Source organism: Natronoflexus pectinivorans (assembly GCF_004345615.1).
GTDB classification, from domain to species: domain Bacteria; phylum Bacteroidota; class Bacteroidia; order Bacteroidales; family Marinilabiliaceae; genus Natronoflexus; species Natronoflexus pectinivorans.
In genome coordinates, this window is the sequence record NZ_SLWK01000011.1 from 40559 (window position 1) to 66326 (window position 25768).

General features: G+C 39.5%; 25 protein-coding genes. 15 read left to right on the forward strand and 10 right to left on the reverse strand.

The features are described 5' to 3' along the window. Positions 1-44: 44 nt before the first annotated feature. Both EV194_RS13210 and EV194_RS13215 read right to left on the reverse strand, forming a co-directional pair. On the reverse strand, positions 45-563 hold the full coding sequence (locus EV194_RS13210; protein ID WP_132434516.1) for a DUF7935 family protein: 519 nt from the start codon (positions 561-563) through the stop codon (positions 45-47). A gap of 257 nt (positions 564-820) precedes the next feature. Then, positions 821-1555, reverse strand: coding sequence for a cell division ATP-binding protein FtsE (locus tag EV194_RS13215; protein ID WP_132434517.1), 735 nt, complete (start codon positions 1553-1555; stop codon positions 821-823). A 569-nt stretch (positions 1556-2124) separates the two neighbouring features. On the opposite strand from EV194_RS13215, the gene mce reads away from it, so the two are divergent. The 5 genes from mce (at position 2125) to EV194_RS13240 (ending at position 6616) form a co-directional block, all read left to right on the forward strand. Next, a complete protein-coding gene (gene mce / locus EV194_RS13220; protein ID WP_079557767.1) occupies positions 2125-2535 on the forward strand; it encodes a methylmalonyl-CoA epimerase in 411 nt (136 codons plus the stop codon). A gap of 26 nt (positions 2536-2561) precedes the next feature. After that, complete coding sequence (locus EV194_RS13225; protein WP_132434518.1) at positions 2562-4121, forward strand: acyl-CoA carboxylase subunit beta; 1560 nt, start codon at positions 2562-2564, stop codon at positions 4119-4121. Between the two features lie 246 nt (positions 4122-4367). Beyond that, positions 4368-4730, forward strand: a complete 363-nt coding sequence (locus tag EV194_RS13230) for an OadG family transporter subunit (protein WP_132434519.1) — start codon at positions 4368-4370, stop codon at positions 4728-4730. A gap of 14 nt (positions 4731-4744) precedes the next feature. Further along, positions 4745-5167, forward strand: coding sequence for a biotin/lipoyl-containing protein (locus tag EV194_RS13235; RefSeq protein WP_132434520.1), 423 nt, complete (start codon positions 4745-4747; stop codon positions 5165-5167). A 195-nt stretch (positions 5168-5362) separates the two neighbouring features. Next, a complete protein-coding gene (locus EV194_RS13240; protein ID WP_132434521.1) occupies positions 5363-6616 on the forward strand; it encodes a sodium ion-translocating decarboxylase subunit beta in 1254 nt (417 codons plus the stop codon). Between the two features lie 690 nt (positions 6617-7306). On the opposite strand, the gene EV194_RS13245 is transcribed toward EV194_RS13240, so the two are convergent. Both EV194_RS13245 and EV194_RS13250 read right to left on the reverse strand, forming a co-directional pair. Continuing rightward, positions 7307-7966: a ferredoxin--NADP reductase gene (locus tag EV194_RS13245; RefSeq protein WP_132434522.1), complete on the reverse strand. Its 660-nt coding sequence runs from the start codon at positions 7964-7966 to the stop codon at positions 7307-7309. Positions 7967-7976: 10 nt separating this feature from the next. Further along, positions 7977-8192 (reverse strand): (2Fe-2S)-binding protein, encoded by a 216-nt coding sequence (locus EV194_RS13250; protein WP_132434523.1) that lies wholly within the window; start codon positions 8190-8192, stop codon positions 7977-7979. Between the two features lie 695 nt (positions 8193-8887). On the opposite strand from EV194_RS13250, the gene EV194_RS13255 reads away from it, so the two are divergent. Beyond that, positions 8888-9274 carry a hypothetical protein gene (locus EV194_RS13255; RefSeq protein WP_132434524.1) on the forward strand — a complete coding sequence of 129 codons (387 nt, stop codon included), beginning with the start codon at positions 8888-8890 and terminating at the stop codon, positions 9272-9274. Positions 9275-9331: 57 nt separating this feature from the next. Here the strand turns inward: EV194_RS13255 and EV194_RS13260 are convergent, their stop codons facing one another. From EV194_RS13260 to EV194_RS13275, 4 genes are all read right to left on the reverse strand, one after another. Continuing rightward, complete coding sequence (locus EV194_RS13260; protein ID WP_207916049.1) at positions 9332-10330, reverse strand: bile acid:sodium symporter family protein; 999 nt, start codon at positions 10328-10330, stop codon at positions 9332-9334. Between the two features lie 20 nt (positions 10331-10350). Then, the gene (locus tag EV194_RS13265) at positions 10351-11004 is read right to left on the reverse strand and encodes a LolA family protein (protein ID WP_132434525.1); all 654 of its coding nucleotides are present in this window, start codon (positions 11002-11004) and stop codon (positions 10351-10353) included. Positions 11005-11453: 449 nt separating this feature from the next. After that, complete coding sequence (locus tag EV194_RS13270) at positions 11454-13880, reverse strand: FtsK/SpoIIIE family DNA translocase (RefSeq protein WP_132434526.1); 2427 nt, start codon at positions 13878-13880, stop codon at positions 11454-11456. A 202-nt stretch (positions 13881-14082) separates the two neighbouring features. After that, a complete protein-coding gene (locus tag EV194_RS13275; RefSeq protein WP_132434527.1) occupies positions 14083-14787 on the reverse strand; it encodes a hypothetical protein in 705 nt (234 codons plus the stop codon). 360 nt (positions 14788-15147) lie between these two features. Between EV194_RS13275 and argF the strand changes: the two genes are divergently transcribed. The 6 genes from argF to EV194_RS13305 all read left to right on the forward strand — a co-directional run bounded on the left by argF (position 15148) and on the right by EV194_RS13305 (position 20427). Then, positions 15148-16149, forward strand: coding sequence for an ornithine carbamoyltransferase (gene argF / locus EV194_RS13280; RefSeq protein WP_132434528.1), 1002 nt, complete (start codon positions 15148-15150; stop codon positions 16147-16149). Between the two features lie 167 nt (positions 16150-16316). Next, positions 16317-17357, forward strand: coding sequence for an aspartate--ammonia ligase (asnA, locus tag EV194_RS13285; RefSeq protein ID WP_132434529.1), 1041 nt, complete (start codon positions 16317-16319; stop codon positions 17355-17357). A gap of 337 nt (positions 17358-17694) precedes the next feature. Then, positions 17695-17967, forward strand: coding sequence for an HU family DNA-binding protein (locus EV194_RS13290; RefSeq protein ID WP_079557781.1), 273 nt, complete (start codon positions 17695-17697; stop codon positions 17965-17967). An 82-nt stretch (positions 17968-18049) separates the two neighbouring features. Beyond that, positions 18050-18766, forward strand: coding sequence for a TrmH family RNA methyltransferase (locus EV194_RS13295; RefSeq protein WP_243699413.1), 717 nt, complete (start codon positions 18050-18052; stop codon positions 18764-18766). Positions 18767-18984: 218 nt separating this feature from the next. Beyond that, a complete protein-coding gene (locus tag EV194_RS13300; RefSeq protein WP_132434530.1) occupies positions 18985-19698 on the forward strand; it encodes a LytR/AlgR family response regulator transcription factor in 714 nt (237 codons plus the stop codon). Between the two features lie 93 nt (positions 19699-19791). Further along, the gene (locus EV194_RS13305; RefSeq protein WP_132434531.1) at positions 19792-20427 is read left to right on the forward strand and encodes a LysE family translocator; all 636 of its coding nucleotides are present in this window, start codon (positions 19792-19794) and stop codon (positions 20425-20427) included. 30 nt (positions 20428-20457) lie between these two features. Here the strand turns inward: EV194_RS13305 and EV194_RS13310 are convergent, their stop codons facing one another. Together EV194_RS13310 and EV194_RS13315 are read right to left on the reverse strand one after the other, a co-directional pair. Further along, the gene (locus tag EV194_RS13310) at positions 20458-20862 is read right to left on the reverse strand and encodes an acyl-CoA thioesterase (RefSeq protein WP_132434532.1); all 405 of its coding nucleotides are present in this window, start codon (positions 20860-20862) and stop codon (positions 20458-20460) included. Positions 20863-20878: 16 nt separating this feature from the next. Beyond that, positions 20879-21697: an SDR family oxidoreductase gene (locus tag EV194_RS13315; protein WP_132434533.1), complete on the reverse strand. Its 819-nt coding sequence runs from the start codon at positions 21695-21697 to the stop codon at positions 20879-20881. Between the two features lie 734 nt (positions 21698-22431). On the opposite strand from EV194_RS13315, the gene EV194_RS13320 reads away from it, so the two are divergent. The 3 genes from EV194_RS13320 (at position 22432) to EV194_RS13330 (ending at position 25658) form a co-directional block, all read left to right on the forward strand. Further along, entirely contained in the window at positions 22432-22950 is a 519-nt protein-coding gene (locus tag EV194_RS13320; protein ID WP_132434534.1) for an FKBP-type peptidyl-prolyl cis-trans isomerase, read from the forward strand. Positions 22951-23156: 206 nt separating this feature from the next. After that, the gene (gene aroC, locus EV194_RS13325; RefSeq protein WP_132434535.1) at positions 23157-24233 is read left to right on the forward strand and encodes a chorismate synthase; all 1077 of its coding nucleotides are present in this window, start codon (positions 23157-23159) and stop codon (positions 24231-24233) included. 12 nt (positions 24234-24245) lie between these two features. Then, positions 24246-25658: a dicarboxylate/amino acid:cation symporter gene (locus EV194_RS13330; protein WP_132434536.1), complete on the forward strand. Its 1413-nt coding sequence runs from the start codon at positions 24246-24248 to the stop codon at positions 25656-25658. Positions 25659-25768: the final 110 nt, after the last annotated feature.

The window sequence follows — 25768 nt, forward strand, 5'->3', positions numbered from 1 at the left end:
ATTCAAGCATTCTAAAATCAGATTGTCTTAATCAATTGTAGGTATTACTTCCCGTACAAATCATTCATCTCTTTACGAATTGATGCGATGGCGTCGTTGAAATAAAGATTCAGATCCCTGCCGGTATTTTCAATCAGGAAACGACCAAGTTCCAGAGCAGGTGCTTTTTTGTCAATATTATTGGCGGTGGTATTAATCAGTCTGACCAGTCCTTCTTTGGCGGCTTTTACTTTTTCCCAGGTGGGAATGGTAACATAAATCTGCATGGTGAGATTGTGATCAAATTCTGTGCGGATGATTTTTAATAGATGCGTTTGGAATTGCAACGCTGAAAGATCATGTCTTTGTTCGCGAAGAATTAGCGATTCAGGGTTGAGCCTTTCCAAAAGCAAAGTTAAGCGTTCATAGGCCTGCATTCGAAGCTTAAACATCTCGCTGCTCTCCTTTACGCGAATTTCCTGATGTCTGCGTCTGTTTTCCTGATTCATGAAGAGATATATCAGAATCAATGTAAAGACAACCACTATAACAGATGGCAAAAAGATTAAAAGTGTGTTATTCATATTTAAGTTTTCTATTATCAAATTTCAGTCATCAATAGAAATCGATCGATGAGTAATGTGGGTTTTTTGTTTTTGTTTATGGTTTATAGTTCATGGTTTTCGCAGCGAAGCGATGTTCCGAACTTAAAACATTAAACTTCAAACCTAAAACTTCAAACCTAAAACCTTAAACCCTTCCACCTTCCCACCATCCTACCGGTTTCCCGTCTCCCGTCTCCCGTCTCCGGTTTCCCGTTTCCCGTCTCCCGTCTCCGGTCTCACATTATCAATTGATCAAAATCAATCTCTTCCTGCTGTTTTTCCGATAGTCTGGTATCTTCACATTTGACTGTGCGACCCGGGAATTTTTTAATCAGGTTATAATTGTGAGTGGCCATGATAACGGTTTTGCCATCTTTACAGATTTGGTGAAGCAATTTCATCAGTTCATCAGAAGTATCCGGATCCAGATTACCTGTTGGCTCATCAGCCAGAAGCAGATCTGGCTTATTGAGCAACGCTCTGGCAATACCAATTCTCTGCTGTTCTCCTCCCGATAACTGATGGGGCATTTTGTATCCTTTATGAACCATATCCACCTCAGATAAAACTTCCCTGATGCGGTGATCCATTTCTACCTGATTTTTCCATCCGGTGGCTTTTAGGACGAAAAGCAGATTATCATAAATGTTCCGGTCGATCAGTAACTGATAGTCCTGAAACACAATTCCCATTCTTCTCCTTAACCATGGAATATTCTTTTCTTTAATGGAGTGCAGATGGTATCCTGCTGCAAACCCCTTGCCTTCGCGCAGAGGAATCTCTGCGTAAAGTGTTTTTAATAAACTTGATTTACCGCTACCCACGCGTCCGATCATGTACAAAAACTCACCGGGCTTCACATTCAGATTCACATCCTTCAATATGATGTGCTCTTCCTGTCGAACCAGAATGTCAGCCAGCTCAACAATGTAACCGTTGCTATTAACAGGTGAATGACTCTCTTTGGCCATATATAATGTCTTAAGTAAAGTTTTTAATTGATGTCGCTCTTCGAACTGCTAATTTCCGAAAATCAGGTTAAAAGTCCAAAGTTAGTTGATCGTTTGAAAATTTCCCTGAAAAATAGCTGTTTTTGAACCAAATCAGGACAAAAAACTGCTAAAATTAGCAATAATTATGATACAAACTCATTGCCGGGCACCTATTTATCGAATGTTTCACGAATATGTTTTACAACAATCTTTTTCGTTGCTGTTTTATATGGTATTACATCGTTTTAATTCTAATTTTGTCTTAAAATTACAACTTATAGGTTAAAAGAACTTTTATTTGTTGTGATACCCCCTTGATTCAGATTCCTTAAAACGGATAATTTTATCATTAAATTTAATTTGTTGTTTTTTTAGTTTAATTTGGCTGAAGAAATTTACAGATATCTGATTCTGTTCACCAAAATTTGTGTGGAGAGGGTGTTTTGTTTGTGATAGAAATTGTTTAGTCGATTAACATTATTTTTGTAATTCTAACCAAGTTTTAAAAGGAATTTAATCAATTCAATTACACTTAAATTATATAAAAAATGAAGCCAACGCATATCGAACACATTGGTATTGCAGTGAAAAGCTTAGATGAAGCCATTCCATTTTATGAAAATGTATTTGGTTTAAAATGCTACGCTGTAGAAGAGGTTGCTGATCAAAAAGTAAAAACAGCTTTTTTCATGGTGGGTCAAACCAAGATTGAGTTACTTGAATCCACCGATCCTGAGGGCCCAATAGGAAAGTTTCTTGAGAAAAGGGGAGAAGGTATTCATCATCTTGCCTTTGCCGTTGATGGTTTGGCTGAAAAGCTGGGTGATGTTGAGAGCAAGGGAGTCCGATTGATTGATCAAAAGCCCCGAAAAGGTGCAGAAGGTCTTGATATCGCCTTTTTACATCCAAAATCAACATTTGGAGTGTTGACCGAACTGTGTGAAGATCCTAAAAAGTAATTGTTATTTAATTGAGAGGAGTTGATATGTCAAATCAGGATAAAATCAATAAATTAATTGAATTGCGTGGAGAAGCCCGCCTTGGTGGCGGACAAAAACGCATTGATGCCCAGCATGCAAAAGGGAAATTGACCGCACGCGAACGCATTGAAATATTGTTGGACGAGGGAAGTTTTGAAGAGTTTGATATGTTTGTTACCCATCGTTGTACAAACTTTGGGATGGAAAAATCAAAATTCATGGGCGACGGTGTGGTTACAGGTCACGGAACCATCGACGGACGTGTTGTATATGTTTTCTCCCAGGATTTCACCGTTTTTGGTGGTTCATTATCAGAGACTTTTGCACAGAAGATTTGCAAAATTATGGACATGGCCATGAAGGTGGGCGCGCCTGTTATTGGAATAAATGATAGTGGAGGTGCTCGAATTCAGGAAGGTGTGACCTCATTGGCAGGTTATGCGGAAATTTTTCAGCGCAACATTATGGCATCAGGCGTAATTCCTCAGATCTCTGCAATTTTTGGCCCATGTGCTGGCGGTGCGGTATATTCACCTGCATTGACCGACTTCATCATGATGACTGAGAATTCCAGCTATATGTTTGTTACAGGACCAAAAGTTGTGAAGACCGTAACCGGTGAAGATATTTCAACAGAAGATTTAGGAGGAGCTCAGGTTCATGCTTCACGTTCGGGCGTCTCGCATTTCATGCTTGAGAGCGAGGAAGAGGGTTTACTGCTTTTACGAAAACTGATCTCCTATTTGCCGCAAAACAACCTTGAAGAGCCACCATTGGTGGAAACGAACGACCCGATTGACAGAATTGAAGATGTTCTGAACACCATCATTCCCGATAATCCCAATCAGCCTTACGACATGAAAGAGGTGATATACACCATTGTTGATGAAGGCGAATTTTTGGAAGTACACCGCGACTACGCACGAAACATCATTGTTGGATTCTGTCGTATGGCCGGTGCCTCGGTAGGGGTCATAGCAAACCAGCCAAATTTTTTAGCAGGTGTTCTTGATTGTGATGCCTCACGAAAAGCTGCGCGTTTTGTTCGATTCTGTGATGCATTCAACATCCCTATTCTGACACTGGTTGATGTTCCCGGATTCCTTCCCGGAAGCGGTCAGGAGTACAATGGCATCATCACACATGGTGCCAAGCTGATGTTTGCTTATGGAGAAGCCACTGTTCCAAAAGTTACAGTCACCCTACGTAAGTCTTATGGTGGAGCCCATGATGTAATGAGTTGTAAGCAGTTGCGTGGTGATTTAAATTACGCGTGGCCCACAGCAGAGATTGCCGTAATGGGAGCATCGGGAGCCATAGAGGTTTTGGAAGGAAGAGCCATGGCAGCCATTGAAGATCCTGAAGAGAAAACTAAATTCATCGCCGCTAAGGAGGCAGAATATAAGGAAAAATTTGCCAATCCTTATCAGGCTGCGGCCTATGGTTACATTGACGATGTGATTGAACCACGAAATACACGTTTCAGAGTGATTCGTGGATTCCAGAGTCTTCAGACAAAAAAGCTGACCAATCCGCCCAAAAAACACTCAAACATTCCGTTATAATAACAAAAAGAGGCTGTCTTAGAAGCTTAATAATATTTTCAATACTTACAATTTGTATGCAACCTCGTTTTCACCCCTCCAAACCTCCCCCAAGTGGGAGGCTTTAAGTCCCCCTTGGCTTCGACGTGAGCTCAGCCGAACGGGGATTTAGGGGTGAATTATTAATGTGGAATTTACGATTTGAAAGAAGAGAAAAACTAGATTTCCTTTTGAGAGAGTCTCACACACTCATTTACAGACTTGACTATGATATTTTTGATTGACATTGAAAATTGGAATTGGGCAGATATATACGTGATTGCCGGAGTTGGGTATTCAGTCGTATTTCTGGTTTTGGTATTGTTAATCCTGGTTTACAAACTCATCCCCAAAATCCTTAACATTCGAATCAAAAAGCGCCTTAAAAAAGAAGGTAAAGAGATTGATTCATCTTCATCTGAACAATATGTGGCAGGGGAAGTAAATGCTGCCATTGCTACTGCATTGATGCTCTATTTTAACGAACAACACGATGAAGAGAGCAATATTATTACAATCAAACGAGTAGCCAGAACCTACTCTCCCTGGAGTTCGAAAATTTATGGTGTTCGCAATGTTTTATCCAGATAACAGATAGTATTACAATGAAAAAATTTGAGTTTTCCATAAGCGGAAATAAATATGAGGTAGAACTAAAGGATGTTGAGGACAACGTAGCCCATGTGGAAGTAAATGGTACTTTGTATAATGTGGAAATACACAGGGAAGTAAAAAAGTCCAAAACACCCCGATTGGTTCGCTCAGAAGCAAAAGTTAAACCGGGCGAAGGAAACATCGTCAGAAAAGAGAGCGTTGGAAGTCAGGTGAAAGCACCCCTTCCCGGTAGTATCTTTAAAATCCTTGTAAAAGAGGGAGATGCTATTAAAAAGGGAGATGTTTTACTCATTATGGAGGCCATGAAAATGGAAAATACCGTGATGGCCGAGAAGGAGGGTACCGTTAAATCCATCAAGGTTAAAACAGGTGACAATGTTTTGCAGAATGATGTTCTGATTGAACTTGATTAACCTTCTTAAAAACATATAGGATCATTAAAGTGCAGATCTTAATTGCAAGTTATTATTAGACTTGACGGTTTTACTGCTTATTTTACTCCCCCGTGTGTTTATTTAATAGAGCAATCCTGAGAATGGTATGTTTATTTTGCCATTTTCAACCAGATTCAGATTTCTGATTATTCGAAAAATTAATTCTTTATACAAGTGAAAAAGTTTGCAGCAATTTATACGATTCTGGGGTTATTATTTATGCTGATTTTGCCAACAATGAATCTGGAGGCTCAGAGCATCGCCCAGGGAGACCAATCCGGAGGGGCGTTCTTCAGTGGAATGGCCAAGTTTTGGGAAAATTCCGGATTTTATAACTTCGATTACCGACAACTATTGATGATCGCTATTGGGTTATTGCTGATTCATCTGGCCATTAAATTTAAATATGAGCCACTTCTGCTTGTTCCCATCGGAACGGGATTAATCATCGGCAATATTCCTTTACCTGCTACTGAAGGAGCCACCATAGGTATTAATGACGAAGGTTCGGTGCTGTATTATCTGTATTTTGGTGTTAAGGAGGGTATTTACCCATCTCTCATCTTTCTTGGTATTGGAGCCATGACCGATTTCTCTTCGCTTATATCAAACCCGCGACTCATGCTTCTTGGCGCTGCTGCACAGATTGGGATTTTTGCCACTTTTATTGGTGCCGTCGCGCTGGGGTTTGCTGTTAATGAAGCGGGAGCTATTGCCATCATTGGTGGTGCCGACGGCCCCACCGCTATTTTTGCTTCCTCTAATCTGGCTCCTCACTTATTGGGAAGCATTGCCATTGCTGCCTACTCTTATATGGCATTGGTTCCGGTTATTCAACCACCCATTATGCGTCTATTGGTGAGCAAAAAGGAGAGAGTTATACGCATGAAACCTCCCCGTGCAGTTTCAAAACTTGAAAAAATTCTATTTCCGCTGATTGGTTTGTTGCTGACCGCTTTTATATCTCCCGGATCATTACCATTGCTGGGAATGCTGTTCTTCGGAAATTTGCTTAAGGAGTCGGGAGTGACCAACAGACTTGCAGAAACTGCAAGGACATCCATGGTTGATATTGTTACGATACTGCTCGGATTGACTGTAGGAGCTTCTACCTCTGCGGCTCTGTTTCTTTCGGTCAGTTCCATTAAGATATTCCTGTTGGGGGCAATTTCTTTCGCTATTGCAACAGCAGGAGGGGTGTTATTTGCAAAAGCCATGAATCTTTTCCTTAAGAAAGGCGACAAGGTTAATCCATTGATCGGTGCTGCCGGTGTTTCTGCTGTTCCTGCCAGTGCAAGAGTTGTCCAATCAGAAGGACTAAGATCTGATCCCAACAATCATCTATTGATGCATGCGATGGCTCCCAATGTGTCGGGAGTTATTGGATCGGCAGTTGCAGCAGGTATTATGCTTAGTTTCTTTATGTAATTGAATTATTATAACTACGATCCGACTAAGTATCTGTTTAATTTTTAGTATAGGCTATAATTTATACACCAAATGATAAAAGTATAGGGATTCATAATTGTGATAAAAATATTTAGATGACAGGGCTACGCCCCTTATGATTTACCAAATAATTGTATTCTACAAAGATTACAGGGCTATCGCCCCTTAGGGATTACAATACAAATAAAAAGGGGCGTAGCCCTGATATCTTCGTAGAAGTAGATTTTGCTAATGGTTTTAGGGGCGTAGCCCTGACATCTTAGGATTATTAATTGACCCACAGAACTGAATTTAAACAGTCTCTAAGATTTTTTTTAAATGATAACCATATAATAGATCTCTCGCTTCTCTCGAAATGAAAGACTGTTACGTTGTAAGAGGTTAGGGGGTGATGGCGGCTAATCCGCCATCACCCCCTAACTGTCCTTGGTCTCCTGAAAGTTTCATCAGTTCGAGGAGAGCGAGAAATCCATCATAAATTGTCCGTCAGTAGTGATTTGTAATTTTGCAAGCAGTGTGGCTTTTATCCCCCCCCCCCCCAATCTTCCCCCAAGTGGCAGGCTTAAAGTCAACTACGGGGCATTTAGGGATGAATTATTAATGTAAATTTTAAGACAGCCTTTTTTGCTTTTTCAATCAATTAATCAAACAATAATAAATCTTTAATTCTTAAAAGTAAGCTTCCGCAGATATTTTATCATTCTCTATCCCTTTTTCATTTAACAGGTTATAAACATCATTGATCATGTTCCGGTTTCCACAAAGGTATATATGGTCATAGCCTTGCAGATCATTTTCAGATAGCCACTTTGTCACTCGTCCACTGAAATGGCCTTCGTTCGATTGGGAGGTGCATAATATCAATCGATTGGGATCGTAGAACGAGGGTTGAATGGATTCAGATATATCGGTTACTCCATGCAACAGGGTATAGTCAATATCCGACCAGGTTTTAATAAAGCTGTGATAAGGAGCAATGCCTGTGCCGGTGGCGACAAAAAGAAATTTCTTTTGGAGCAGATTCTCTGCCGGTAAAAAAAAGTATCCCAAAGGAGGCTCAACCATAACCACATCCCCGGAATTGAGTTTTCGAAGATGGGGGGAAACAAACCCATTGCTAACCTCTTTTATAAGAACTTCAAGATAGTTATCGTGCTCACCACTGTATACTGAATATTCTCTTGTATACCCGTTCTCAACCGGACCTACATTGATGTGCTGACCGGTACGAAACTCCAAGTTATTGCGTTCTAAGCGCAAAACGAAGGAGGATTTGGTCACATCTGTTTTTGATATGATGCGGTGGGGAAAAAACTCGGCTCTGTTCATTGCAATTGCTTTAGTTGATCCAGGGAATTCTGATTTGCATATCCGGAATTGCTTCCATCGATGATTTTAATATTTGCTCCATACTGATTCTGCATTTTCCGCATGAACTTCCTGCTCCGGTGGCTAAGGAGAGTTCGTTTAAGTTGATTATGGAGTGTTTGATGATTGCTTTTTCAAGCTGTTTTTTTGTAATTCTGTTACAAAAACATACGATATTGGCTCCCATGAATTTGATTTATTATTTACATGACTCTAACATTTATTTTTCTCTTTTGTTCTTTTTGGATTCATTAAGTTAGGATTTAATACTGTTATATGATGGAAAAGCTTCTAACCTGCATTATTCACAAATTATCTATTACGATGCTCAACTACCTACTAAATCTGGACGTCCTCAATAAAATTGATTTGAAAATAATTCATTATTCCCTTCATAAATTTTCTTTGCGGTTGTCCATATTTATTGGTATTTGATCATCTCAATACGACAATTCATGAATAAAGCAGGCTAAATTCAAACAATACCTATTCAATTATTTTTTGAACTTTTTATATGACAATAAAGTAATTCAATACTTAAAAGTATTGATATTAGAAATTATGTTTATGGGAAAAAACATGACAATAGTCAATAAAAAGAATGTATTGGTCAATTTAAAATATATAATCACAAACGATTTCATAAATTTATCGTAGAAAAAACAAAGGCATCAGACTAGTGTGTTAAAAACACACTTTGCTTAAAATGAACTTCATATATATTTAATAGAATTATGGTTATGATTTATTTCAGTTAAATCATTTCATATGAATATATCCCAAAGGTTCAAGTTTTCGGTTACTGGGCTTTCAGGAAACAACCAATGAGAAGTTAAAAGATTATTCATCAGTCAGCGCTAAACTTATAAATTCCTTTTTTTTATGAAGCGATGTGATTTTATTGAATGTAAAGGAGTGAGAATTTTTTATATAGATTTCTCCAACCTGAAAAACATAGAAGAGATTAAGGCAGTTATCAACGAGAGTAAAAACTTCATTCGCAGTCAGCCTCCAAAGTCCATGATAAACCTGGCCAATATAGAGGGAATGCATTTTAACGGAGAGATTAAAGAGTTGTTTGTTGAGTATGTTAAAGGCAATGCGAATCATGTCTTTCAGAGTGCAATCATTGGAGTTGACGGATTGAGACGTATTGTATTTAATGGTGTACTCAAACTCACAGGTCGCGATGTGCGATGTCTGGAGTCAAAACAGGCGGCTATGGATTGGCTGGCCGAACGCAAACTGGCAAGTTTACCCCTTGCATAAAGACTTCTTTTTACCCCAGAGTTGAAACCCCTGTAAATTCATGATTCCCGTTCGTTTTTATACAGGGGTTTCCTCTTTTCTTAACTGATTCCTCTTCCTTCTTGCAATGATACCAGTTAATACCAATTGCAGTGTGTGATATACCATCAAGGGCATCAAAATGACTCCAGTTCCGGCCATTTCCGAGAAAATAATCCCAGCCATGACTGTTCCGTGAATCAGTGACTTTTTAGAACCACTGAACAGTGCAGTTATGGTATCTTCCCTGTTAAATTTGAGTTTTGAGGATATCAGCTTGATGGTAGCATAAACCACAAAAAACAGTGCTATGCTGCCTGTGACCACCAGCAGGATATCCACTGAACCGGTGTTTTCAAACAGTTTTAAGTAGAAGGATTCAGAAAACGATCGATAGACGATCAACAAGATGACCATTTGATCGAATAACTTCAGCCTAGCAGCTCCTTTTGCAGATAATTCACCTAAGAATCTGTTTAGAACAATTCCGGCTATTACCGGAACCAACACCTGAAGAACCAGTTTTACAATTATTCCACTGAACTCGGCATATTCGATGGAGCCTGAGGTAATGACAATTCCCATCCACAAAGGGGTAATAATGATGCCGGCCAGACTGGAAAATGTTGCATTAAAAATGGCTCCCGGAACATTTCCACGAGCCAGCGAAACCATCACAACCGAAGAGGATACCGTAGAAGGCAGTGCAGCCAAAAAGAAAAATCCTAGCCAAATGAGATAATTGGCACTGCTTTTTCCGATGGTTTGCAGTAAGGGAAGAATCAACAGCGGAAATAAGACAAAGGTGGCAAATTGTACCAACAAATGCAGTCGCCAATTGCTTAAATCCTGACGCAGTTTCCTGAGATTCAGTTTTAAACCATAGAATAGAAATATCAGAGTGATGCCAATGTCTCCTGCTTTATGCAGGTCGATAACTCCCTTATAAACACCGGGTCCCGGAAAGAACCTGGCAAGAATGATGGTTATAATCAATGCCGGAACAAACTTGTCCAGACCTATGAACCACTTAAACACAATGCACTTTTATTTAATGATTATCGTAAATCAACCACTTCAACGCCAGGATGCTTGCTAGCATCGAAACTAAAGGTGGAATCATCTACCGTCAGGTTTGTCTCCATTTTATTAATGTCTATGATATAGTTGGTTCCATCACGACCTATCTGTTCTATTTTGGCAAATTGCAGACTATCCCGGTAGATATAGAGTTTGATGCGTGTGTAAGGTTGATTTCTTTTATCCGGAAACAGATCAATGATGTCCACAGTTTTACCTTTGATGGTGGATTCCCCTGCATGTATGTATCGAAAACCCTCTTCATATATGGTGAAAATAGTTGCGGGATTCAGTAGGTCATCCTCCATCATTTCAGGGTCTGAAATATTTACCTCGTTAACATCACGCATAAACATCCACATGGTATTCCCGTTATTAAACGTTTCCACACCCATCAGGTCTATCTTGAATTTATCCCCTTTTATCAGAATTGAACCATCATGGGAGTCTGTAACCTGCGCTTGCAGATTATCAAGCGTAAAGGTAAAATCAGCTTTGATGGTCTTGTAGCTTCGGGTTTTTTCCGATACTTTATCAAGAATTTCTCGGGCACGAAATACTGCCGGATCCTGGCTAGTGGCCATGGCCAATATTGAAAATAAAATCAGTGATGTTGCTATAATTTTTTTCATGTGTCTATAATTTGTATTTTAAGGTTCCCGAGTACTCGGGAGAACTCGCCAATCCAGTCATTCTTACTTCGACAGGGCTCAGTACTTTGCCTGTGTGAGAAAAGCTTTGACTTCGTCGATCTGGCGATTCTCATGGCTCGTTTCATATGTTAGTTTTCAAATTTCAGTTATCAGTTACCAGTGTTCAGTTACCAGTGTTCAGTTATGGTTTATGGGTTTAGGGTTGATGGTTTAGGGTTAGACAGAACTTAAAACTTTGAACCGTAAACTTAAAACTTTGAACCGTAAACTTAAAACTTTGAACCTTAAACTTTGAACCTAAAACTTAGAACTTAAAACCTTCTCACCTTATTACCATTCCACCTTTCTTACAGTTCCTGTTTCCGGTCTCCCATCTCCGGTCTCCGTTCTTCCTAAAACAATAATCATTCCATTTATTATGGTCCAATCTATCTCAACATTTCAAACATTCGTTCCAATTCCAACTCATCACTCACCAGAACCTGTCTTGCTTTACTTCCTTCAAATGGGCCCACCACACCGGCTGCCTCCAATTGGTCTATGATTCTTCCGGCACGGTTATATCCAATTGAAAACCGGCGCTGAATCAGGGATGTTGAGCCGCTTTGGTTGGCCACTACAACTCTTGCGGCTTCCTCAAACATGGGATCACGTTTGGAGAGATCCACCTCACCGGGTTCCTGGGTTCCGGTTTCTCCCACGTATTCGGGCAGATGCATGGCTGTTGGATAGCCCCGTTGTTGACCAATGAAATCATTTACCTTTTCCACCTCCGGCGTGTCGACAAATGCGCATTGCACCCTGATTAGGTCACTTCCCTGCGAAATAAGCATATCTCCGCGTCCAATCAGCTGGTTTGCACCGGGCGAATCAAGAATGGTGCGACTGTCTATCATGGATGCCACTTTAAATGCAATCCTTGTAGGGAAGTTGGCTTTAATTACGCCAGTTATGATATTGGTGGAAGGTCGCTGAGTTGCAATAATCATGTGAATTCCAACAGCCCTTGCAAGCTGTGCTATTCGGGCGATGGGCAATTCTACCTCTTTCCCTGCTGTCATGATTAAATCGGCAAACTCATCAATTATGACAATGATGTAGGGTAAAAAGTGGTGTCCCTTTTCGGGGTTCAGTTCTCTTTTAATGAATTTATGGTTATACTCCTTAATATTTCGGGTGTGTGCTTTTTTGAGAAGATCATAACGATCTTCCATCTCAATGGTGAGCGAGTGTAAAGTATTTACCACCCGTTGAACATCCGTGATGATGGGTTCTTCCTCATCGGGTAGTTTTGCCAGAAAGTGTCGCTCTATTTTGCTGTATATGTTAAGTTCCACCTTTTTGGGGTCCACTAAAACAAATTTTAACTGCGATGGATGTTTTTTATACAGAAGCGAAGTGATGATGGCATTCAAACCCACTGATTTACCCTGTCCGGTTGCACCCGCAACCAAAAGGTGAGGAGCTTTGGTCAGGTCGAAAACGAAAGTCTCATTTGAGATGGTTTTTCCCAATGCCACCGGCAATTCGAATTTGGTGTTCTGGAATTTTCGAGAAGTAATGATCGACTTCATGGAAACCACCTGCGGTTCTGAGTTGGGAACTTCTATCCCAATGGTTCCTTCTCCCGGGATGGGGGCAATGATCCGGATGCCCAGTGCTGCCAGCGAGAGGGCGATGTCATCCTCCAGGTTTTTGATTTTCGAGATTCTCACCCCCGGCATGGGAACGATCTCGTAAAGCGTGACGGTTGGACCAACGGTCGCCTTGATGCTTTTTATCTGGATTTTGTAATCCTCCAGAGTTTTTACAATCTTATTTTTATTATAGATTAACTCCTCTTCTGTTACCTGTGATTGTCCACTTTTGTGATCATCCAGCAAATCAAATGAGGGCATGATGTATGATGACAGATCAAGCGTTGGGTCATAATCACCCTGCGGCTTGTTCTCACCGGTATGAATAATTTCTTCAGATGCTGCTTTTTCAATTTTTAGTTCAAGCTCATTATCGGGATGCTCTAATGGGGGCGCTTCAAATTTCTTTGCGGGTTTGATGTCAAATTGAATCTCATCATCAGTCTCTTCTGTCTTGACAGAAGAGATGGGTTCAGAGATGTTTTCGTCTGCTTCCCTTGCATTGTTCTGCTCATTATTATCTGCTTCACCATCAGAAACCGTCATCGCGGTATCAACAAAATCATTTTCTTTTAAAGTGGATAGGTCTTTGCCAATCAGCTTTCTGAATTTTATCAGAAACCATTCAAAATTTACCGTCAGGTATATCACCAGTGAGATTAGGATCAGGATAAATGTTCCAATGTGCCCGATAGTAGAAATGAGCCAGTCGCTCACGTGAAATCCATGGGCACCACCAAGAAGAAGGTATTTGTCTTCCATGGTTTCCATAAAAAAGAAACCCATAGAAACTGAGACCCATATTGTAATAATTGACGCGTGAATCAAGGTTTTGCTCAGAGGCAAAATTCGTGCACCCAATAGTCTGAATCCGGTAACAAAAAGTAAAAAGACGAAAGAGAACGAAGCCAATCCGAACCATTTATTTACCATTAAATCTGCAAACCAGGCACCTATTTTCCCTGTCACATTATCCACCTGTATGGATGTATCTTTAATTAAATCAACAAATGGGAGATCGAACTTGCTGCGATCGGCATATCCAGAATTAAAAAAAGAGAAAAATGCAACAGCCAGGTAGAATGAAAAAGCAACAATGATTAAACCCGTGGCAAACCTGAATTTGTAATTCTTAAAACTCTCTTTCAGGGATGTCAGTGGATTTTTGAATCTTCGTTTTCCGTTTCCTGTTCTGTTTTTTTTGGATTTTGATGCCATATATAAATTTATGTTTCAGAGTATAATGGTTTTTATAACTGTAGCGAGCCGGATATTTTAACTGTATTATTTATTATTACAGATATTTGGTGAAACGAAGTTCAACCCCGGACAACTATACAGGTTAAAATCAACTTGTAAAAATAGTAAAGCATTTACTATTTATGAAGATAATAACGGAAAGATTTACTGCTTTATTGGATCAGTTGAAAACTGTTTTAATCAACTCTTCAACTTCTTCAAGTGAAGATTGTTCGTAATTGGCCGGCACCATGAAAAAATAATCAGGATGAGATTCTTCAACGACTCTTTGTGCTTCAAGGTGAAAGATTACGTTTTCGTAAGTTAACTGGAATTCCATAATGAGTCCCGGTATCATGTCGAATGGAGTATTGCGGTTGGGGTTATCCATTCCAATTTCGTTGGAATACCAGATACTGATCTCCGGGCTACCGGCTTTATCTGAAGGTATTTGTGCCAAATGACAGGTGAAACCAGCGATCTCTTTCTCCATATTTTTAATATATTCTACTTTTCTTGAATGGTCATCATCAAAAATGAACATATTATCAGACTTGGAGCTTGGAACATATATTCTTCTTTCCAGAATTTTTAGGAGTGTGTAGAAGCTGTCGCTTTCCTGGTTGTGGATAAAATCAAGAGCGTATAAGTTCATGTTGCCTTTGAACATGATTCTTTGATTTCCATTACTAAAATGAAGAGACATCTGGTTGGGAAACAAAAAGGAAAGCGCGTTGCTGACCTGTTCCGGATAAGTAATATTATAGATGATGGTACCTTCTGTAATGCCTTTCTCTGCTGCAGGCCTTCGATCGAATTTACAACCTGATAAAACAGTGATGATCAATACAAATGATAATAATTTTATGTGGTTCTTTAATGTCATATGTGTATTCCCGTTCATAGCAGGTCAAAGATAGCAAAATTAGACGTGCAGCCTTAACCGTTTATCTGCTTTTGGATGAGTTTGGTCAAAAACCATTCCGTATTGTTCTGAGAATTGTTTTTTGATTCTGTCTGTTTCGATATCTCTTAAATATTCAGTAATTTTATAGTTGATGTATCTATTGCGCAATAATTCGTTAGACTTTTCCCGAGACATTCGGGATTAGATATCAGATGCAAGTAAGATTTTTATTATCAGCTTATCAGCTGATTGTGTAATATTACAGTGAACTTGTAAATGCTTGAATATTAGGTGGATAAATAAGATTAACTAACTATTATAATATAAAACCTGACTGCTATGCATAAAGATTTAAGGAATCGTCATTTTTTAACCCTATTGGATTTTACATCCGATGAGCTTTTGTATCTTCTGGAACTGGCCGAGCGCTTGAAATTCACCAAGAAGAATGGCACCGAAGTTCAAATGCTGAAGGGGATGAACATTGCTTTGATTTTTGAGAAAAGTTCAACCAGAACGCGTTGTGCATTTGAAGTTGCTGCATACGATCAGGGAGCAAATGTCACCTATCTGGCTCCTTCCGGATCACAGATAGGAGAGAAGGAGTCCATGAAAGATACGGCCAGGGTTTTAGGAAGAATGTATGATGCCATTCAATATCGGGGTTATGGTCAGAGTGTGGTTGAAGAGCTTGCGAAATATGCCGGCGTTCCGGTATGGAATGGTTTAACCGATGAGTTTCATCCTACTCAGGTGTTGGCTGACTTCCTCACAATCAGGGAGCATTGCGAACGTCCTATGAATGAAGTATCGATGGCATATTTGGGTGATGCAAGAAATAATATGGCCAACTCATTAATGGTTGGTGGAGCGAAAATGGGGATGGATATGCGGATTGTCGGTCCACGATCGCTTCAACCGGAAAAGAGTCTGGTACATAAATGTGAGGAAATGGCTCGAAACAGCGGAGGGAAAATTACCATTACCGATAATCTGGAAGCTGGCGTTAAAGGTGTAGATTTTATATATACCGATGTATGGGTGTCCATGGGTGAATCTGCTCAGGTGTGGAAAGATCGGATTGATCTTCTAAAACCGTTCCAGGTTAACCGACGTACCATGGATCTAACCGGCAATGAAAAGTGTTATTTTCTTCACTGCTTGCCGGCTTTCCATAATAGGGAAACCAAAACAGGAGAGGCTATATACCAACAATTCGGTCTGGATGGGATGGAGGTTACTGATGATGTTTTTGAATCACCTGCATCCATCGTGTTCGATCAGGCCGAAAATCGTCTGCATACCATTAAAGCAGTTATGGTTGCGACTCTTGGAAGATAAAATTTCAGATATTTAAACTTACTGAATAGAAATATTATCAGGCACTTTTCTTATAAATTATTTAATAAATTATGGTTTTAATTTTGAATTGATATAAAATGAATCTAATTTTGCGTTTTAGTGATTGATTTTAATAACAAAGGCATCAAGCCAATCTGACTGAAAACATGAGAGATTTACTCTATATTCCGGAGAATTATAAATCATTGCTCGATCTGAAGCAAACAGAACATGCGATAACGATCATTAAGGATTCATTTCAAACATTTTTGTCGGCTGATTTACGTTTGAGACGCGTAACAGCCCCACTTTTTGTATTAAAAGGTACCGGGCTGAACGATGATTTATCAGGGAAAGAGCGTCCGGTTACATTCCCGGTTCGTGGTATGGGTAACAGGGAAGTTGAAGTTGTGCACAGTCTTGCCAAATGGAAACGTATGATGCTGGCCGATTATGAAATTGAGCCTGGATATGGAATATACACAGACATGAACGCCATTCGTCCGGATGAAGATCTGGACAATACCCATTCAATTTATGTAGATCAGTGGGATTGGGAACGCCACATTCGGGAAAAAGATCGCAATCTTGATTACCTTAAATCTGTGGTCGTGCGAATATTTGAAGTGATGAAGCGCACTGAATTTGTCGTGTATGAAAAGTATCCGAATATTAAACCAATTTTGCCCGAAGAAATTACCTTCATACATGCAGAAGAGTTGTATGATATGTATCCCAACTTAAGTTCTAAAGATCGGGAAGATGCCATTACCCGTAAATACGGGGCAGTATTTGTTATAGGTATAGGCGGTGATATGCCCTGCGGAGAGCCACATGATGGACGCGCTCCGGATTACGACGACTGGAGCACTCCAACTGTAAATAATTTCATCGGCTTAAATGGGGACATATTATTATGGAATCCGATTCTAAAGAAAGCCTTCGAAATATCATCCATGGGCATAAGAGTTGATGCTGAAGTATTAAAACGTCAGCTTAAGCATAGAAATGAAGAGAGGCGCATGGAGCTGATGTTTCATCAACGACTTTTAAATAACGAACTTCCATTAAGTATAGGTGGTGGCATAGGCCAGTCCAGACTTTGCATGTTTTTTCTCAGAAAAGCTCATGTTGGTGAAATTCAGGCCAGTATATGGCCCGATGAAATGCGTCAGGTGTGCAAAAGAAATAACATCGTGTTGGTTTAGCAAAAATAGTTAAGTTACATTCCATTAAAAAAAGAGCCATCTCATCATTTTTTAATGAAAATGATGTCTTACAAAATATCTGCATATCTAAACCAAAATTTACACTTTTTGTGAATTGGCATATTGTTGATTTACAGAGTGTTATTTGATTTGAACGATAGGCATTTTTTATATCGTTTCCTGCTACAAAGGACATTCTGAAAGGGTTTCCAACAAAAAAAATGCATTCTAAAATGCATTTTTTTTGCTTCTAAATTTGGAAGACACTATAAATACTCTATATTTGTGATGGTAAGATTAAAAACCTAGTTTTTAACCCTAAAATTAAATTTTTATTATGAACAAGGCTCAATTAATCGATGCAATTGCTGGTGACTCAGGTCTAACCAAGGCAGATGCGAAAAAAGCGTTAGATGCTTTCTTAAAAGTAACTGGAGATGCTCTTAAATCAGGAGATCGCGTTACATTAGTAGGATTCGGTTCTTTTGGTGTTTCTGAGAGAAGCGCACGTACCGGTCGTAACCCTCAAACCGGAAAGGAAATTACCATTCCTGCGAAGAAAGTAATCAAATTTAAAGCTGGTAGCGAATTGACTGATTCGGTTAACTAGTGAAGATTTTTTTCAAAATTTGAAAAAGAGGGTACCTGATGGGCTCTCTTTTTTTTTGGGGTTGAAACAAAATATATTTGCCATGTTGCGTAAACCTGAAGAGCTCACCCGTGAACAGTTGCAAAAACTCATTGAGTTTTTGAAGACTCTGAAATCTGAAGAGAGGATTTGTACTTTTGAAAAGGTTTTGGATCAACGAACAAACTACTTTACTGTTTTGATGGAAAACATTGACCATCCGCACAACATCAGTGCAGTGCTGAGAAGTTGCGATTGTTTTGGAGTACAGAATGTAAATCTGGTTGATGATCGGGCAGAATATTCTGTAAACCGAAAAGTTGCCATGGGTTCTTCTAAATGGCTAACACTAACAAAATATACAAAACACCAAAACAACAAGAAAAAAGCTCTTGAAGACTTAAAATCGAAGGGTTATCGCCTGGTGGTTACTACGCCAAACCCAGGAGCCGTCTCCATTCAGGATGTTGATATCTCAAAAGGCCCCGTTGCCTTTGTTTTTGGTACCGAATTAACAGGGGTTTCTCCTGAGGCTAGTGAAATGGCTGATGAATATTTAACCATACCTATGTTTGGCTTTACCGAAAGTCTTAATTTATCTGTTTCAGTTGCCATTATTTTGCAAACTGTAACATCGAAATTACGAAATTCATCAATTCATTGGGAATTATCCGATCATGAAAAGGAGTTGGTAATGCTGAATTGGCTGCGAAAATCAACTCCCCGAAATGAAATTATAGAGAATCGTTTCTTTAATCAAATTGAGAATATTGATAACTGATTGATTTGTAGAGCGCAGACTTCATTTTTTCTTTTTATTACTATTTTTTTTTTAGGATATGTTGCATCACGAAGTCGTCCGATGCTAAATTTTATATAACCATTATAACTTACTTTACGTATGTTTGTGTAAGGTATTTGTTTATTTATCCAAAAAAAGAGTGTGTTGGTCATCTTTTTTACGATAATATTTTCTACTTTTGGGAAAAATCTGGCTCTATGAATTGTATAATTGTTGATGATGATAATCTGTCTATTAAAATAATAGAGGAATTTGTTGGAAGAACTGAAGGCTTAAGACTTCTCGGTACGTTTTCGAGTGCTGTGGAGGCTGTCAATAAATTGAATACTCCGGACTGTGAAACTGTACATTTGATATTTCTTGATATTGAAATGCCTGAGATGTCTGGAATAGAGTTTCTTAAGGCTTTAAATATCATTCCACAGGTTATTATCTACTCCTCAGAGGAAAAATATGCTCTGGAATCATACGAGTACGACGTTACAGACTATCTGCTAAAGCCGGTTCAATACGGTCGCTTTATAAAAGCGGTGAATCGTGCCAGGGAACGATTCGAAAAGAAGGAGAGCCCCGTAAAGGAAAGTACAGAAATTTTTATTAAGAATAACTCCTCACTGGTTCGTGTTAAGTACGATGATATTCTTTGGATTGAAGCCCTTGAGAATTACGTTGTGGTGAATACTTTTAAAGAAAAATTCACCATTCACTTTACAATGAAGTCCATTGCAGAAAGAATGCCTTCAGATAAGTTTATGCGTATTCATCGTTCATATATCGTAAACTTTAATAAGATTAAAGCCATTGAGGATAGCTCAGTTATTATTAAAACCGATACTGGAAATAAAATTATTCCAATCGGAAAATCGTACAGGGATAAATTACTTGATGATATTAATTTGATTACGAAGTAGAGGTAGAGTTTTTATAATATAAAAAGAGGTGCATAGCGCCTCTTTTTTTGTTTTATAGGTTTTCATCAGAAACATTTTTCAGATATTTGTAAAATGAACATGAATCCTGTAATTGATGGAATAATTGTGGGCTTTTCTGCATCAGTTCCACTTGGCCCCATAGGTGTGTTGTGCATCCAGAGAACTCTGCAACGAGGTCGTTTGTCGGGTTTTGTCTCCGGTTTGGGAGCAGCTGTATCTGATACCATATACGCCATTATTGCAGGATTTAGTCTTTCATTCATTGTTGCATTTATTGAAGAACATGTGATATGGATGCAGCTGATAGGCGCAACGGTATTAATAATACTTGGCGTACACATTTTCAGAAGTAACCCTGCTGTGCAACTTCGACGTCAAAGACGCCGAAAATCCAGTTATTTACATGATTTTTTGTCAACGATGTTGCTGACAATCAGTAATCCTTTGGCCCTATTTTTGTTTTTGGCCTTTTTTGCAGGTTTACGGGTTGTGGATCCGGCCATGGGCCTGGCTGGCCAGTTAACGCTTGTAGGAGGAGTTTTAATTGGTGCATCTTCGTGGTGGCTTCTATTGACTACCATTGTAGGTTTTTTCCAGGCCGCAGTAAATCTTCGACGTCTTTTTTGGATCAATAAGATAGCAGGAGCCACCATCATTGTTCTTGTGATTATTGCTCTTATGGTGTGGTTCATCAGAAGCATGGTCTGAATCAACCGAAAAACAACTACTCAACTTTTTTCAGAACATCTTTTCGAGTCGTTCCTTTAGCTTTTCAGGAATTCGCCCCGGTCTGCGGGTTGTTGCATCCAAAAATGCATGCGTTGTTGACCCTTCGGCAACAAGCTCTCCCAGGCTGTTATGAATGATGTACTTAAAAGTGGTTCTTACCAGTGGCATCTCTTCCAGACTGGTGGTAATGGTAAGCATTTCCTCGTATCTGGCCGGATGTTTATACTTAACCTGAAGCTCTGATAGTGGTAACATAATGCCCTCTTCTTCCATTTTGCTATATGGAAGTCCAATTTCCCGAAAAAGTTCAGATCTGCCAATTTCAAACCATGATGGATAAACTGCGTTATTAACAATACCCATTTGGTCGGTTTCTCCGTAACGTACTCTGATCTCGGTTTTATTGATAAGCATAATTGAAATTTCAGTTTTAATTATTGAGGGTAAAGGGAGAATCCGGTTCTTTGGCTAAATGGTTATAGGCCAGTTTATCAACCAGAGATGGCCATATTTTTCTCAGAAATACTGAGAATTTTCCTTCCAAAAATGTCAATACCAGTGTGCGTTTTCGTTTCTCTATGGCATTTCCAATGTGTTTGGCAACCTCTTCAGCGCTCATCATTTTTTCTTCCGCCCGCGGCGTCTCTCCTTGTTGCGTACCACTACCAGTAAGTGCTGATTTTCGTACGTTAGATGCGGTAAATCCCGGAGCTGCGATCAATACATGAAGACCATTTTTTAAGTTTTCTGTTCGTATGGTTTCCAAAAAACCATGCATGGCAAACTTTGATGCAGAATAGCCGGATCTGCCAGGTAAGCCTATGAATCCCGCGATGGAAGAAACTCCCACTACCGAACCTTTTTGCGCAACCAAATATGGTAAGGCAAACTTGGTGCAATAAACGGTTCCCCAAAAATTAACATCCATCAGCTTCTTCAATACAGACAGTTCTGTGTCTTTAAATAGGGCTCTCATGGATATTCCTGCATTGTTGACAAGAATATCTATTTTTCCATAGCTCTTAATGGTTTGGTCAATCAGATTTTTACACTCTTGCTCGATACCAACATCGGTTTGGGTGACCAAAACCCTGTGAGCTTTTGATTCCAGTTCTTCCTTAAGAATGTTGAGTTGATCAATGGAACGTGCTGCTAATGATAAATAAGCTCCTCTTGCGGCAAATTCCTTGGCACAAGCCAGGCCTATACCTGAAGAAGCGCCAGTAATTATTACAACCTTACCCTGCATGTTTTGCTATTGTCTAATGGTTTTTTTAAAACGGACATCCAGAATTCTTAGCGGCTGTTCAAGTTTATATCAATCTGTTTTAAAGATTTTAAGATATAAGAAATCTAAAACATTGCTATGATATGGATCACAATTAACCTGTTCTCATTCTCATGATACTCAATCTCGAAGGATTCAGAGTTAAAATTCAAGCACAAATTTAACTAATAAAACTCAGAGACGGTTTATATTATCAAACATCTTTTGTTGACGTTTTTTGTGTGGACGAAGAAAATAGACTGATGTTCTTTTATGGTGTCTATTTATTCCCATAATCTGACAATTGTTAAGTGGCTGGGTCGAATATGGTATATAAAAACTCTCACAGCGTAAGAGCTTGTTATTTTGAGCGAAGCGAGAAATCTATTACATAATTATCATTGTAAAAAATCTTAGCCGGACATCACTCACATAAAAACCATTTGATCTACACATTTAACTTCCCTCCCCGATGCAACCCTAAACTTTGAACCTTAAACCCTCTTACCTTTCAACCCTTCAACCCTATTCCTACCAACCATTTAAATGTTGTTAAAAAACTTACTTTTTTAGTATAAGTTTTGATAAGATTCAAATTCTCTGTTACTTTGTAATGGATTCGTATTGTGAACTGATGAACAACAATGTGAATTCATTTGTTATGAATGATCATCGTATTCACGATGTCATCTTTTTAAATTTAAAAATTGAGAATAATGGAAGTTGGAAGAAACAAATTTGTATCACTTACCTATCAGCTTAGATTGAATGGAGCCGATGGTGAGTTGGTCGAAGAAACCAATAAAGAGAATCCGCTGGAATTCGTGTTCGGAGCAGGACGCATGATTGAGATGTTTGAGACGAAGCTGGACGGATTGAAAGCAGGCGATGATTTTAATTTTGAACTTAAAAGTTCAGAGGCCTATGGCGATGTTAACCAGGATGCAATTGTTGAGTTGCCAAAAAATATTTTTGAAGTAAACGGATCAATTGATGACGAAATGTTGACTGTTGGGAACTCCGTTCCCATGCAGGATGCCAATGGAAATCGCATGAACGGTATGGTTTTAGAGGTTACCGACGAAACTGTAAAAATGGACTTTAACCATCCATTAGCCGGAGACGATCTTCATTTTTCCGGAGCAATTATTGGTGTGCGTGAAGCCACTGAAGAGGAGATCATGGCCGCTGCTGGTTGTGATACCGGTCAGTGTGGTTCAGGTTGTAGTTGCTAGTTTTAAGATTCTTTTCGCCGGTTTATGCGGCAAATATAATATTTGAGTCAATACCATTCTGAAATTCTTCAGAATGGTATTTTCTTTTTATACAACATCATCAAATGCAATTAATTCATTTATACAGGGAGAATTCACCCTTCACTTTTTGTATGAATCAATTTCTAGCAGTATTTTTGAGGATTAAAGAAAAATCTATTTGAATAATGGCAGGAAATACATTTGGAACACTTTATAAACTGACATCCTTTGGGGAGTCGCACGGTAGAGGAGTTGGAGGAATTATAGAGGGAGTTGCGCCCGGTCTGGAGTTGGATGCAGATTTTATTCAACAGGAACTGGATCGTCGCCGTCCAGGGCAATCTGCAATAACTACACCTCGCGATGAAAGCGACCGGGTGGAGTTTATTTCTGGTGTAATGGATGGCAAAGCTACAGGTACACCATTGGCTTTTGTGATTTGGAATAAGGATCAAAAGTCTGGCGATTACGACAATTTGAAAGATATATATCGTCCTTCGCATGCTGATTATACCTATCAGACAAAATATGGGATTCGTGATCACAGGGGAGGAGGGCGTTCGTCGGCTCGTGAAACCATTGCCCGGGTAGTTGCCGGTGCCATTGCCAAGTTAATGCTTAAAAAACTAGGTGTTTCGGTTCAGGCATATGTTTCTCAGGTTGGAACCATTCGTTTGGATAAGATGCACACCGAAATGGATCTTTCTGTTGCTGAATCCAACATTGTAAGGTGTCCCGATCCGGAAATTGCCAAAGTGATGATTGAAAAAATTGACGAAACAAGGATGGCACATGATTCCATCGGAGGGGTTGTCTCCTGTGTTATTAAAAACGCACCAGCCGGTTTGGGTGATCCTGTTTTTGATAAATTACATGCCCGTTTGGGACAAGCCATGTTGAGTATTAACGCAGTAAAAGGCTTCGAATACGGAAGTGGATTCAGCGCTGTAGAAATGCTTGGATCGGCTCACAATGATGAGTTTTACACAAGCGATGGAAAGGTACGCTCACGTACAAACCGTTCAGGTGGTATTCAGGGAGGTATTTCAAACGGGGAGGAGATCTATTTTCGTGTGGCCTTTAAGCCAGTTGCTACCATATTGAAGGACCAGAAAACAGTAGATAAAGAGGGAAATGAAATAGTGATGAAGGCAAGGGGAAGACATGACCCCTGCGTGGTTCCCAGAGCTGTTCCCATTGTTGAAGCCATGGCTGCCATGGTTCTTGCCGATGCTTTATTGATTAATAAATCTTATCTCTAAAACCAGATATCAATGACCAAGAGGATCCCGCTCTATATTCAGATTATTATTGGCCTGATTGCAGGTATTGTATGGGCGGTATTGAGCGGATACCTTGGATGGTCAGGTTTCACATCCAATTGGATTGCACCATTTGGCAGAATTTTTATAAACCTGTTACAGTTGATTGCAGTTCCTTTGGTGTTTTTTTCCATCATTGGAGGAATTATTCGTTTGGGTAATCCAAAAAATTTGGGGAAGCTGGGTGGAAAAACCATGGGTTTATATGTGCTTACCACCTTATTCTCTATCTCCCTTGGGTTGTTAATTGTGAATGTCTTTAAACCCGGAAGCGGGTTTGAAGAGAATGCTCGTGTGGAAAACCGCATCAATTACGAATTGTGGTTGCAATCGGAAGGAATGACTCCAATGGATGGCCGTTGGATGATGAACAATCCTGCTTACAATGACATTTTGGATGAAGTTGCCCAGCGAAGAGGTTATGAGGATATTGAAGCGGTTCGTGCCCGTTTGGATGTGGCACGTAAGGCAGCAGAACGTGGTCCGTTGACTTTTCTGGAAGAGGTGGTTCCTTCAAACCTTTTTTCTGCCATGGGCGATAACCGTAATATGTTGCAGATAATTTTCTTTGCCATCTTTTTTGGTGTTTCGGTTCTGTTTATTACCGATCATAAAAAAGTGATCATTGTGGATGTTATGGATGCCATAGCAGATGCTTTCATAAAAATGGTTGATTTGGTGATGAGAGGGGCTCCCTTGTTTGTCTTTGCTTTAATGGCCGGCCTGGTGAGCGACATGGCAGGAGATGATCCAGCCAGGGTTTTTGATCTTTTTGCCGGTTTAACCTGGTATAGTCTTTCGGTTTTAGGTGGCCTTCTGATTATGGCCTTTGTCGTTTATCCCGGTTTGATGGCTTTGCTGGTGAAGAATATGACGTTCCGTGAATTTCTCCGTGGAATTAGTCCCGCTCAAATGCTTGCATTCTCTACCAGCAGTAGCGCAGCGACACTTCCGGTTACGTTGGAATGTGTTGAGGAAAATTTAAAAGTTGATAAGAAAGTGACAAGTTTTGTCTTGCCTATTGGTGCCACCATCAACATGGACGGGACAAGTTTGTATCAGGCCGTAGCTGTAGTATTTCTGGCTCAGATGCACTTGGTTGATCTCTCTTTTGCTCAGCAATTAACCATTGTGATGACCACCACATTGGCAAGCATTGGAGCTGCTGCCATTCCGGGAGCCGGAATAGTTATGCTCATGGTGGTTTTAACTTCCGTTGGTCTCAATCCGGCCTGGATAGCCATTATTTTACCAGTTGATAGAATTCTTGATATGGTTAGAACGATGGTAAACGTTACTGGTGACGCAACCATTTCGGTTGTCGTTGGGAAAACTGTGAATTTAAACGATGTTGAACCTTCTTAACAGTAAGATTTGAGGGGATAGCAGGTGTTGATAATTACTTTTAGTAACTGTTTAATTTAGATCCTAATTATCTATATCGACTTGTTTTTCAGTCTATAAATCTTATATCT